This window comes from Dermabacter vaginalis (assembly GCF_001678905.1).
Classification (GTDB): Bacteria; Actinomycetota; Actinomycetes; order Actinomycetales; family Dermabacteraceae; genus Dermabacter; species Dermabacter vaginalis.
Genome location: NZ_CP012117.1, coordinates 2,313,562 through 2,325,598, shown reverse-complemented (window position 1 = coordinate 2,325,598; position 12,037 = coordinate 2,313,562). Strand labels below are relative to the sequence as shown.

The following is a 12,037-nucleotide window of genomic DNA, read 5'->3' as shown; positions in this document are numbered from 1 at the left end:
GAGCAGTTCCTCACATTGGAGAAACGGCGTGAGCCTGGCAACCGTCGGATCTCGCCTACCCTGGAGGGGTGAAGGCACTTTCGAGAATTTTCCGGTTTACGAGCGAGCTGTGGCCGCTCTACCTTGCGATCATTGTGTCGGCGCTCCTGACGACCGCGATGACCCTCGTCATTCCGTTCCTCATCGGCTCTGCAACCGATACCGCGACTGCGGCCGTGGCGGGGACGCTCACGCGCGACGAAGCCCTGCACGACATCATCATGACGGCCGTGTGGATCTTCGTCGCGTTCATGGCGAGTGCCCTCATCCAGAACATCGGTGGGTACTTCGGTGACGTCATGGGCAACCGCCTTCGTGCGATGCTCTCCGTCCGCTACTACGACAAGCTGCTCAACCTCCCGCAGCGCTGGTACGACGAAGAACTCACGGGCACGATCGTCTCGCGCCTGAACCGTTCGATTGCCGAAATTGGAACGTTCGCGAAGATCGCCTCAAACGCCTTCATCTCGATGATCATCACCGCGATCGCCGTGCTCGCGATCAGCGCGTGGTACTGGTGGCCGCTCGCCCTCATCCTGTTCATCATGTTCCCGCTGTACCTGTGGCTGACCTCCCTCACGAGCGTCAAGTGGCAGCGACTCGAAGGTGAGAAGAACGAGCAGATCGACATCGCCTCGGGCCGCTTCGCGGAGGTCGTGGGCCAGATCCGCGTGGTCAAGAGCTTCGTGCGAGAAAAGAGCGAACTTGCCTCGTTCACGAAGCGCTTCAACAGCACCGACGCGATCACGAAAGAGCAGTCGGTCCACTGGCACAAGATGGATGTCTACCGCCTCGCGGCACTTAATCTCGCGTTCGCGGTGCTGTACCTCATCATCTTCATCCGCACGGTTCAGGGCGACTTCTCGGTCGGTGACATGGTCATCCTCATCCAGCTCATGAACCTCGTGCGCAACCCGATCGAGAACATGAGTTGGGTCGTGGACACGTCGCAGCGCGCGGTTGCCGGGTCGAAAGACTATTTCGCGGTCATGGACACGAAGGTCGAGGTATGGCCGACGCTTGCCGACGGACGATCGTTCCCGGAGGCGGTGGAGGGTGCCCCGCGCATCGTTTTCGACCACGTGAACTTCGCCTACGAAGAGAACCACGACGTCCTGCACGACATGAGTTTCCACGTGGACTCGGGGGAGAAGGTCGCGCTTGTCGGCGAGTCCGGCGGCGGTAAATCCACGATCGTGAACCTGATCCTCGGCCTGTACCGCACGCGCACCGGAGAGGTGCGTCTTCGCGGCCACAACGTGAACGATCTGCCGATCGACGTGGTGCGCTCTCGCGTGGGCGTCGTGTTCCAGGACGCGGCGCTGTTTAGCGGCACGATCCGCGAAAACATCGCCTACGGCCGCCCCGACGCGACCGACGAAGAGGTACGCGAGGCGGCTCGTCGTGCGAACGCGAGCCAGTTCATCGAGCGGTTCAACGACGGCTACGACACTCTGATTGGCGAGCGCGGCCTCAAACTCTCCGGCGGGCAGCGCCAGCGCATCGCGGTTGCGCGCGCGATGCTCAAGGACGCCCCGATCCTCGTGCTCGACGAGGCGACGTCCGCCCTCGACACGAAAGCCGAGCGGCAGGTCCAGGCGGGCCTCGATGCGCTCATGGAGAACCGCACGTCGATCATCATCGCCCACCGCCTCTCGACGATCGCGGGTGTTGACCGGATCATCACTCTGCGCGATGGTCGCATTGACGAGATCGGTACGCCCGCCGAACTCGCCGCCTCTGGCGGCATCTACGCCGAGCTGCTCGCCCTTCAGAACGCGGGCGGCGCTGAGGCAAAGAAGCTGCTCGAGAGGTTCGGGATCACCGGCTGAGATCCCCAGGCTAGTCTCGAGGACGCCGAAGGGCGTTCGTACGATGGTGTCGTGACTTCCGAGCGTTTTTCACGAGAGCAGAGCATTGTGGTTGACGCGCCGGCCGGGCGCATCACCGGGTGGCGCGATGGCACGGTGATTCGCGCGACGGGCATCCCGTACGCCCGCGCCGAACGTTTCGAAAAGCCGGTTCCCGTCAACGAACTGGGATCGTTCGAAGCGCGAGAGTGGAGCCCGTCGGCGCCGCAAAACGCCATGGAGGAGCCGCCGCTTTTCGGCCCCGAGCTGCGGGACCTTGACGTGAGCGAGGACTGCCAACACCTCTCGATCACCATTCCCGGTGATATCCGCGAGGGTGAGAAGCTTCCCGTGATCGTGTGGGTCCACGGAGGTTCGTACGTCGCCGGGGCTGGCGATTCGTCGTTCAGCGATCCCGCGCGGTGGGTGACTGAGCGCCGAGTCATCGTCGTGACCGTTTCCTATCGCCTCGGGGTGCTCGGTTTCCTCGGCTCCTCGCTCGGCCCCGCGAACCTCGGGCTCTTCGACCAGGCGGAGGCATTTCGGTGGGTTCGGCGCAACATTTCGTCGTTTGGCGGGGACGCTGCGCGAGTGACGGCACTCGGGGAGTCGGCGGGGGCCGACGCCATCCTGCACCACGCCGCCGCCATGGGGCACGCGATCCTCGAAGGCCGCGACGAGGAGCTGCTCTTCGACCGCGCGATCGCGCTCAGCCCGCCGCTCGGGATCCGCGAGGGGCGCAGCCGCATGAACGCGCTCAGCGCGAGGATTCTTGAGAAGCGCGTGAGGCGCGAGTCGTCCCTTGACGATCTGCTCGCGGCGCAAAAGGCGATTGAAACGGCAGCGGCGCCCTTCGGCTACGCGGGGTCGATGCCGTTCGGCGTCCAATACGGCCACGACCCACTTCCGCCGGAGGAAAGCGTGCTCGCGGCGTGGCACGCGATCGCGCCCAAGGTGCCCCTCCTTATCAGTGCGGTGGGAACCGAAAGCAGCTTCTTCGCGCATTCGATGCCTTTCGCCCGTTTTTTGCGGGGGCTTCCGCGCGTGGGGGAGCGGGCGTACTGGACGTTCGTGGATTCGGCGAGCAGGGCTGTGTTTACGAAAGACATCGCTGCACTCGCCCACGAGTGGGGCGCGGCCGGCGGTGTTGCCCACCGCGCCGTGGTTCCGTGGAGCGTGCCCGGCAACCCATTCGGCTCCCCGCACGTCACGGACATCGCGCTGCTGTTTTCTCGCGAGGACTCGTGGCGAAGTGCGCTCCCGTTCGAGGGGGCCACGTGGGAGGAGATTGACCGTGCAGGTACTGACCTGCGCCGCTACTTCACCCAGTTTGCGAGCGGTGCGAGCGACCACCCCCTCACGAAGGAGCCGCGAGTGATTCGCGGCTACGCTGCCTAGGAAGCCGGACCTCCTCGCCGGGGTGATGCCCCGGCGAGCGGGGTCGGCGAACGGTAAACCTTAGACCGCCGCCTCGAGCTCCGTTCCCTCCGCACCGTTATCGAGTTCGCCCCGGCGCTTGTTGCGCAGCACCCCGTGGCGGGGGCTCAGCGCCCACGAGAGCACGAAGATCGCCGTCGCAACGAGCACGATCGTGCCGCCCGTGGGAAGATCGAGCGCCCACGAGAAGTACACGCCGAGCAGGGCGCTGCCCATGCCGATCGCCGCCGCGCACGCCATCATCGGCACGATCCGGTCGGTGAGCATGCGCGCCGAAGCGGCAGGGGTCACGAGAAGGGCGAGGACGAGGATGTTGCCGATCGTGTGGATGCTCATGACAACCGCGAGAGTCACGAGCACCGAGAGGGCGATATCGAGGAGCATCACGGGCAGGCCGAGCGCCGCAGCGTAGCCGCGGTCCATGCCGACGACAACGAGGTCGCGGTGAAGGATGACGAGGAGGGCGAGGACGATCGCCGTGAACACCGCGGAGGTGACGAGCGCCGAATCCTCGATGCCCGTGATCGCCCCGAACAAGAAGCTCGAAAGTGAGCCGCCGTAGCCGGGGGCGCGGCTCATGACCACGATGCCGAGTGCAAACGCCGCGACGAAGAACACGCCGATCACGGCGTCGCTTCGCAACCGGTGATGGTTACCGAAAACGGCAATGAGGATCGCCGTGATGACGCCTGCGACGATTCCGCCTACGAGGAACGAGCCCTGAAGCACGAATGCCACCGCAATCCCGGGGAACACCGCGTGCGCGACAGCGTCGCCAATGAACGTCATGCCTCGCAGCACCACGTGCGTGCCCACGACGGCGCACACGAGCGCCGCGAGCATTGACACGACGAGAGCCTTCGGCAGGAAGGTCAGCTGCGGGTTCGTAAGGTCGGTGAGGAAGTCGAGAGGAGTCAGCATCAGTGGTCTTTCGATTCGGCGTCGACCGCGGAGGCGACGTGCGTAAGAAGCGGTGAGTGCTCGGAAACGCGGAAGGTCTCCCGCCACGGCCCGGGGTCGCGCAGTTCGCTTGGCGGGGCATCGGCGATCACTCGGCGATTGAGCAGCACCACGCGATCGGCGACGTGCAGCGCATGCGTGAGGTCGTGCGTCGACATGACCACGGCGCAGCCCTCGCGAGCGAGCGAGACGAACAGGTCGCTCAGGAGTTCCTGCGAGGGCATATCGAGCCCCGTGAACGGCTCGTCGAGCAAAAGAACGGCAGGCTCGAGCACAAGTGCGCGAGCGATCATGACGCGTTGGCGCTGACCGCCCGACATCTCACCGATCGGGCGATCCTTCATCGCGTCCATGCGGACCTTTGACAGGGCGTGCGCGACGGCCTTGTAGTGCTCCTTGCCGGGGGAGCGCCAGCGGCTGAGCTTGCGAATAAGCCCGAGCATGACCACGTCGTGCGCGGTCGCGGGGAAATCCCATTCCATTTCGCTGCGCTGCGGAACGTACGCACGTTCCCCGCGCGCCTCGACGGTTCCCGAAGCGAGGGGGAGCACCCCGAGAAGGCTCTTCACGAGGGTGGTTTTACCGGCGCCATTCGGCCCGAGCAGCACCGTGACGCTTCCAGCCTCGATATCGAGGCTGATGTCGTCAAGGACCGTGCGCCCACCGAGATTCACACGTAGCTGCGAGCACGAGAGCGGAAGCGCGGCGTCGGTGTGGCCCGCCGCGGTCGCACCAGCCGCCTCACGTGGGTGTGCGCTGAGGGCGGAGGTCACTTCCTGCCACCTTCGCCCGGCTGGTTCGCGGCCGAGGAGCCGGTGCCTGCGGCTTCGCTTTCGGCTTCGGCTCGCGCGCGCTCATTTTTCTTCTTGTTGAGCGCGTAGGCTCCGCCGCCCGCGGCAGCAACCACGGCAGCGCCGCCGCCCACGATCCACGGAAGAGAGTTCGAGCTCGTCTTTTCGCTCGCGCCGTCATCGGCAGCGCCCTTCGAGGGCTTAGCCTTCGCGTCATCCTTCGCAGCACCGGGAGCCGAGGAAACGTCGGACCCGCCATCGCTCGCACTTCCCGCAGCCGGTGCACCGTCGTTGCCCCACGCGGGCGTCGCCTGCATCGCTTCATCCGGCGCGGTCGCATCGCCGACCGCGAAACGCAGGGTGCCGCCAGCGGAGTACTTCGTGCCGTCCTCGCCCTCGGCCACCGCTTCCACGGCGAGGAGATACACGCCGGGCTTCGTGAACACCCAGTTCGCGTGCGTGTGCGTGTTGATGTCCACGAACACGTCGGCGGGGGTCTGCTCGAGCGTGTCGCCATCGGCGAGCTGCTGCGGCGGCGCGAAGTTGCCCGGCTGGAGGAACAGGCTGAAGTGGCCGGGACCGGACACGTGCGTGAAGCGCAGCGTGACGCCGCGCGGGCATGCTTTGACGACTGCGGGATCCTGCGTATTCCACCCGAGCCACACGACGCCCGACACTTCGGTCTGGGGCACGACGTACACCTCAGAGCCAGATTCGGCCTTGATGAACGAGTACGCTTCATCGTCCGGAACGGGAAGAATTCCCTGGTCATGGACCTGGAAAACGATGTCCTCGAGCATGCGCCACGTGGGGGTTTCCCCCGTGTCGTCACGCGCGGCGAAGATCCACTCACCGTCGATGAGGCGCGGGCCGAGATCGACGTGATGCGCATCGATCACGACCTTCTCGCCCTCGACGATCTTCTCGTCATCGCTCACCTTCTGCTTGAGAGCCGGGTCGTCGGCACCGTCGGTCGCGCCATCGGTCGGATCGAGCGGGAGGGGCCGTGCGGGGGCCGCGAGGGCAGCGGGGGCGCAGGCTAGGGCGCCGAGTGCGCCGGCGCCGAGGGCCGCGAAGTGGCGCCGCGTGAGGGCGCGAGAAGAACGGGAAGTCATGAGCTCATCTTTCGTTGGTAGGAGGGTTTTATTCCGACGCTTGTCGGTCGCCATCGCCCAGGGGTTTTCCACCGAGCCCCCTCGCGAGGGAGTCGGCGTTGGCCCTCATCATCGCGGCGTAGGTATTGACCTCGCGCGTGAAGGAGTCGCCCCAAATGGGCTGGACGGGAATCTTTTCCATGCGGGCGGCATCAACGAGGCTCGTCGATACCGGTCCCGCCGTGGCTTCAAGGAAGACCGCTTTCGGGGCGAGGTCGCGCAGAGTCGCGGCGAGGCGGCGGCGATCCGCGATGGAAGGCTCTTGCCCCGGTGAGGGGGAGACGACGGCGGCGATACGAAGCCCGTAGCGGTTCGCGAGGTAGCCGTAGGCGTCGTGGGTCGTCACGAGTTCGCGGCCGGCCTGCGGGATTGAATCGATCGAACGCTGGACGTAGGAGTCGACGTCGTCGAGTTCGCGCAAGTATGTGGCCGCACACGAGCGGTATCCGCCCGCGTGGTCCGGGTCGAGGCCGCACAGGTGGTCGCGGATGACCTCGACGTAGGCCTGGGCGTTCGTGACGTCCTGCCACAGGTGCGGGTCGATCTCGCCGTGCACGTGCTTGCCGAGGACGGCCTGCGGCAGCTGGTAGACGTCTGTTCCGCCGCGGGCGATGAATCGGAAGGCCGGATCGGCGGGGACCGGAAGCAGTGCTTTCGGGGGCACGTGGATCACCATGTCGTCGAGCGCAATGTCGCGCGTGCCGCCGTCGGCTTCGGGGTCGTCGATGCGCATCACGAGCGCGCCAGAGGGAACGTCGACCGTGATGTCGGCGTGGCCCGCGGAAATCACCTGTCGCTTCGCAAGGGAGGCGTGGGCGCCTTTTTTCGCCGCTTCCTCGGGGGAGATGCCGACGCAGATCCAGACGTCGCCCTCGGCGGAGGACTCGGCGCCGAGCGCACCACCGCTCCACGTTCCCCTAAAGCGCGCGCGATAGACGCCTGCCTTAGTAAAGGCCCAGCTCATATGCGTGTGGGCATCCATGGGAAGGTCGATGGCATCGGTGCGGGCTGAGACGCCGTCGGACGAATCAAAGACGCGCTGGGGCTCCCCGAATGTTCCGGTCACGTACCCGTGCAGGGCGCCGGGCCCGTCGCTCTCGGCGAGGGCGAGACGCACCTGCGTGAGGCGCCCGGCGCCACGTTCGCGTCCCGCGACGCGAAGGCCGAGCCACACCGTGTCGAGAGAGCGGTTCTCGACGAGGGGGATGATTGTGGCGCCCCGCGTCGAGGCTTCTTCGGCGAGCGCGAGGTGCGTCGAGCCAGCGGGAAGGTTCGCGTCGATCGTGCGGATCAGCGCCTGTTCCTCGAGCATGAGGTAGTTCGACAGCGCGAGATCGGCGTACGCGATGTCGCGGACGTTGCGGGGGAGAGGCTCGAACGAGTGCGGGTCGCCACCCTCGGGGATGAGGGACGTGACGAGTGCATCGGGACCCGCGACGTTCTTTGCGAGATCGGCGAGAATGCCGGTCGTTGCCACGACGCGCGGGCGAGGATCCTCGCTCGAGCGCGCGGTGCGGCCAGGCAGAATGATCGCGCCGAGAGAGCAGGCGGCGGCGCCCAGGAGCACGGAGCGCCGCCGCAGTTGAGGGGTGGAGGTCACTGGAAGCGGCGCCTCGCCACTGCCGTGCCAGCGCCCACGATGATGAGCGCTGCGGCGGTGCCGGCGAGGCCGGTCACCTCAGCGCCCGTGCGCGGAAGACCCGAAGCGGAACCCGCGGGAGCGTCGCCTGTCACGGACTTGGCGTAGTCGGCGGAGCCGCCCGCCTCCACGATCTGGTCGGCGCTGAGCTCACAGTCGGCGCCGTCCTCGGTCTTGCCCTTGAGGTCGACAATCTTGTAGCCCTTGCCGTCCTTGAAGATCTGGCCGATCTTCGCGCTCTTGCGGTCCCTTGCGGCGCTCACGCTCGAGCCCGATCCGGCGGTCGAGGAGTACCACTTCTGGCCAACGATCTGGCCGAAGTTGCCCGAGGTGAACACGCCCACGTTGCCCGGGCCGCTTGCGGACACAAGGGTCTGCGTGATTTCGCCGGTCGTATTCTGAATGATCGAGGGGTGCATCGAGTTCGCGCCGACCCACGGAACGCTCGGGGCCTGAGTCGAGCCGATCATCCACACGTCCGAGCCTGCGGGGGCGATGAACTCGATGCCCGCGGGGGCCTTTGCCTTTGCGGCGTTGCCGAGGCCGAACGAGATGGAGGAGGGGTCAACCCACTTTGCGGGTGACGTGCGGTCGTCCTTGATCGACGAGATGAGCTTGCCGTTCTCGAAGCGTGAACCGAAGTCGAAGTGGCCGCTCGTGGCGCCCGAGCTGCTACCCACGTTGAACGTGAGCGTAGCGGTGTCGGAATAGGTCTTACCGTCCTTGCCCTTCGCGCTCTGGCGGATCTTCAGCTTGTAGGTGCCGGGCTTGGAGAACACCCAGTTGGGGTGCACGTGCGTGTTCGCGGGAATCGTGTACGAGCCGCCAACCTTGGCCTTCGAGGTGCTCGTCGCGGCCTTGATTTCGTCCTGCGTGGCGTCGCGCACGACTTCGGTCGCGGTGCACACGGGCGCCTTCGGCTCTTCCTTGGCGGGGGCTTCCGGCGCTGCCGGTGTCGCGGGAGCAGCGTGCTTTGCCGGTTTCTTGGCCTCCGGGGCTGGCGCCGCAGCCTTAGCCTTAGGCTTCGCCTTCGGCGCGGGTGCGGCGGGCTTTTCCGGCGCCTTGGCCTTCGGTGCGGAAGTGCGAGGCTTCGACTCATCCGCGGGTGCGGGATTTGCGGGCGCGGCAGGCTCGGTGGAGTCCTTCGGCGCAGGCGCTTCCGCGGTGGGTGCGGTGTCCGACGGCTTCTCGGGTGTCGTCGAGTCCTTCGGTGCCGGTGCCGGTGCAGGAGCCGGTGCGGGGGCGGGAGCCGGTGCCGGCTTTTCAGCCTTGGCGTCGGCCTTGCCCTTGAACTCATCGCCCACGGTGAAGGTGTAGGTCGCCTTGTTCGAGGAGACCTTCTTGCCACCCTTCGTGCCCTCGGCGTGGAGGGTCAGCGTGTACACGCCGGGCTTCGTGAAGACCCAGTTGGCGTGGGTGTGAGCGAACTTGGCCTGGTTGCGCACGGAGCCGGTTTGAAGCTCAGTGCTGTCGTTCTCGAGGACGGAGGCAACGCCACCGAAATTAGCCTGGGAGAAGAGGTGGATCTTGCCGGGACCCTCGACCGCGTCGAACTTGAGCTTGATCGACTCATCGAAGCCCGTGCCTTGTGCCCCCAGTGTGTCCCATCCGGGCCACAGCAGATTCGGGTTTTGCGTTAGCGGAAGAGCATATCCCTTACCTTCTCCGGGCCACCCTTTGGGCACGTCCGTGAGCGCCGCCGACTTCACGTGAAGCTCGACCTCTTCGGGCTTGCGAGTCACGTGCGAATCGGTGACGTCTTCCTTGAGGTCGAGCTTGAGCGCGTCGCCCTCAGCGGTGACGTTGAAGGCATCGACGTGGCCGGATTCGATCACGAGGCGCCCGGCGGCGTGCGCCGAGCCGAGAGGAATGAGGATAACGGCGAGCGAAGCGAACGCCGCGAGGAGCGCGCGCAACGTGGCGCGAGTGCGCGCCGGCGCCGTGGCTGTCTGGACCAAGGGAGCACCTTTCTATGTCGCCCGGCGAAAACCGCGAGCAACGGTTGTTAATGAGAGTCGCTATCATTAACAACATAGGGAGCCTCCTCCCGTCAACCCAGGGACAGCACCTCGTTCGTTGTGGCGATACGCACCTGCGGCGCAAAAAGCCCCATGATTGAGAGCGCCCGCTCGTGATTTCCCTGGTCAGAGCCCGCGCACGCATCGCCGACGAGGGTGATCCACGCACCCGAATCGGCCGCGGGCAAAACGGTTGAGATCACGCAGCAATCGGTCGACACTCCCGCCACGACGAGACGCGGACTCCCGCCCGTAATCGCCGTGAGTTGGGTGCCCCACTTGCCGAACGTCGGCTCATCAATCACGTGCGAGGCGCCGAGCGCGGCAGCCTCGGGAGTGAGGTCGTACAGCGGATCGCTCGCGGGCACATCCGCAAACGGCCACGCCTCGAAATACTCGCCCCACGAGGTCGAGCGGTCAGCCGTCGGAATCCAGCGCGTGAGGATCACGCGCCCCTCGAACGCCTCCGCAAGGCGCTCGATATTCGCCCAGGCCGCCTCCCACATGGGGGAGGCCCAGTCCGACGACTGCTCAGCAAAAATCACCTGCGGATCAATGACGAGAAGCCACGCCTTCGAGGAGTCGTGAGCGGGATCTACGTGAGTGTGAGGAGTCAGCTCGGCGCCTACAGGCGTCGGCGCCGTACTCATGCCCACTCCTGGCGGCGGATCGTGCCACGGCGCAGCACGAACGTGAGAACGAAGCCGAGGACGAGTGCGAGAAGAACGCCGAGGTTCGCGTCCGCCCACTTGCCTTCGCGCCCGCCGAGCGGGCCAAGGAGGTAGCCCTGCCAGTTGTTCCATGCCGCAGCTTCCGCGAAGCCGTTGACCACGAGCCCCCAGCCGAGCACGGAGCACACGATGAGCGTCGCGATCGAGATCCAATCGACCGAGCCGTAGCGGCCTTGTGCATCGAACAATGCCTGTTCGTCGTAGTCCACGCGGCGCGTGAGGATATCGGCGATAAGAATGCCCGCCCATGCCGCGAGCGGAACACCGAGCGTGATGAGGAAGCTTTGGAACGGGCCGAGGAAGTCGTGCGCGAAGAACACCACGTAAATCGTGCCCGCCGTGAGGATCACGCCGTCGATCGCGGCCGCGGCGGGGCGCGGGATATCAATGCCCAGGCTGAGCAGCGTGAGGCCCGAGGAGTAGATGCCGAGCACGGCCCCCGACACGAGCGCGAGGACAGCGGTGAGCCAGAACGGGATGAGCACCCAGATCGGGAGGATCGAGGCGAGCGTGCCGATCGGATCATTCACGATGCCATCGCTCAGTGAGGGATCCGAGGCCACGAGGAGCACGCCAAAGAACACGAGGAGCACCGGGGCGATCGCACCGCCGAACGTGTTCCACCAGATAATCGCGCCGTCGGAGGTTTCGCGCTTTTGGTATCGCGACCAGTCGGCGGCGATATTGATCCAGCCGAGGCCAAAGCCGGTCATGACCATCACGAGCGCGCCAATGACCTGTTGCGGCGTGCCGTTCGGGACCGCGAGAATCGCGTCGAAATCGATATGAGAGAACGTGAGGAGCACGTACAGGATCGTGATGGCGCCCGTGATCCACGTGAGAACCGACTGCAGCTTCATGATCGTGTGATAGCCGAGCACGCTCGCGACGACGATGAGCGCAGCAACCGCAACCGTCGCGGCAACGAGCACGGGCGTGCCACTGGGAAGGCCAAGGCGTGAGAACACGGTTGCCGTCGCAAGAACCGCCATGATCGACAGGAACGTCTCCCACCCGATCGAGGTGAGCCACGAGACGATTCCGGGAACCTTCTGGCCATGCACGCCAAACGCCGCACGAGAGAGCACCATCGTTGGGGCGCTCCCGCGCTTGCCCGCAATCGCGATCAGGCCACACAGGAAGAACGAGATCGGGATGCCAATGAGGGTCACGAGCGTGGCCTGCCAGAAGCTCACGCCGAAACCGAGGATGTAGCTGCCGTAGCCCATGCCGAACACCGAGATGTTTGCGGCGAACCACGGCCAGAAAAGGTCGCTCGGCTTCGCCGTGCGTTCGGATTCCGCGACGATCTCGATGCCCTGGTGCTCGATGAAACCGGGGCTCGAGGAAAGGTTTTCGGGGGTTGCCTGAGTGCTCATGGCATCTCCTCGGGTGCAGGGACAGGGGTGACCCTTATC

9 protein-coding genes are annotated in these 12,037 nt (G+C 65.8%); 2 read left to right on the top strand and 7 right to left on the bottom strand.

Translation table 11 applies throughout. The annotated features are described in order from the left end of the window. The first annotated feature begins 68 nt into the window (after positions 1–68). On the top strand, positions 69–1,871 hold the full coding sequence (locus DAD186_RS10215) for an ABC transporter ATP-binding protein (RefSeq protein ID WP_065248582.1): 1,803 nt from the start codon (positions 69–71) through the stop codon (positions 1,869–1,871). 51 nt (positions 1,872–1,922) lie between these two features. Further along, positions 1,923–3,287 carry a carboxylesterase family protein gene (locus DAD186_RS10210; RefSeq protein WP_082991200.1) on the top strand — a complete coding sequence of 455 codons (1,365 nt, stop codon included), beginning with the start codon at positions 1,923–1,925 and terminating at the stop codon, positions 3,285–3,287. 60 nt (positions 3,288–3,347) lie between these two features. On the opposite strand, the gene DAD186_RS10205 is transcribed toward DAD186_RS10210, so the two are convergent. The 7 genes from DAD186_RS10205 to DAD186_RS10175 all read right to left on the bottom strand — a co-directional run bounded on the left by DAD186_RS10205 (position 3,348) and on the right by DAD186_RS10175 (position 11,998). Continuing rightward, on the bottom strand, positions 3,348–4,247 hold the full coding sequence (locus tag DAD186_RS10205; RefSeq protein ID WP_065248581.1) for an anchored repeat-type ABC transporter permease subunit: 900 nt from the start codon (positions 4,245–4,247) through the stop codon (positions 3,348–3,350). Continuing rightward, complete coding sequence (locus tag DAD186_RS10200; protein ID WP_082991199.1) at positions 4,247–5,059, bottom strand: anchored repeat-type ABC transporter ATP-binding subunit; 813 nt, start codon at positions 5,057–5,059, stop codon at positions 4,247–4,249. The genes DAD186_RS10205 and DAD186_RS10200 overlap by 1 nt, the downstream gene beginning before the upstream one ends. Beyond that, positions 5,056–6,192: a choice-of-anchor M domain-containing protein gene (locus DAD186_RS10195; protein WP_065248580.1), complete on the bottom strand. Its 1,137-nt coding sequence runs from the start codon at positions 6,190–6,192 to the stop codon at positions 5,056–5,058. The genes DAD186_RS10200 and DAD186_RS10195 overlap by 4 nt, the downstream gene beginning before the upstream one ends. A 28-nt stretch (positions 6,193–6,220) precedes the next feature. Beyond that, positions 6,221–7,831 (bottom strand): anchored repeat ABC transporter, substrate-binding protein, encoded by a 1,611-nt coding sequence (locus DAD186_RS10190; RefSeq protein ID WP_208854256.1) that lies wholly within the window; start codon positions 7,829–7,831, stop codon positions 6,221–6,223. Then, complete coding sequence (locus DAD186_RS10185; protein ID WP_065248579.1) at positions 7,828–9,828, bottom strand: choice-of-anchor M domain-containing protein; 2,001 nt, start codon at positions 9,826–9,828, stop codon at positions 7,828–7,830. Before DAD186_RS10185 ends, DAD186_RS10190 begins: the two co-directional genes overlap by 4 nt. 92 nt (positions 9,829–9,920) lie before the next feature. After that, entirely contained in the window at positions 9,921–10,538 is a 618-nt protein-coding gene (locus DAD186_RS10180; protein ID WP_082991197.1) for a cysteine hydrolase family protein, read from the bottom strand. Further along, positions 10,535–11,998: a purine-cytosine permease family protein gene (locus tag DAD186_RS10175; protein ID WP_065248578.1), complete on the bottom strand. Its 1,464-nt coding sequence runs from the start codon at positions 11,996–11,998 to the stop codon at positions 10,535–10,537. The genes DAD186_RS10180 and DAD186_RS10175 overlap by 4 nt, the downstream gene beginning before the upstream one ends. Between the last annotated feature and the right edge of the window lie 39 nt (positions 11,999–12,037).

Bases quoted from the DNA above. Each gene is read 5' to 3' on its own strand.
- DAD186_RS10205 (WP_065248581.1), bottom strand. From the start codon at position 4,247: ATGCTGACTCCTCTCGACTTCCTCACCGACCTTACGAACCCGCAGCTG.
- DAD186_RS10195 (WP_065248580.1), bottom strand. From the start codon at position 6,192: ATGACTTCCCGTTCTTCTCGCGCCCTCACGCGGCGCCACTTCGCGGCC.
- DAD186_RS10180 (WP_082991197.1), bottom strand. From the start codon at position 10,538: ATGAGTACGGCGCCGACGCCTGTAGGCGCCGAGCTGACTCCTCACACT.
- DAD186_RS10175 (WP_065248578.1), bottom strand. From the start codon at position 11,998: ATGAGCACTCAGGCAACCCCCGAAAACCTTTCCTCGAGCCCCGGTTTC.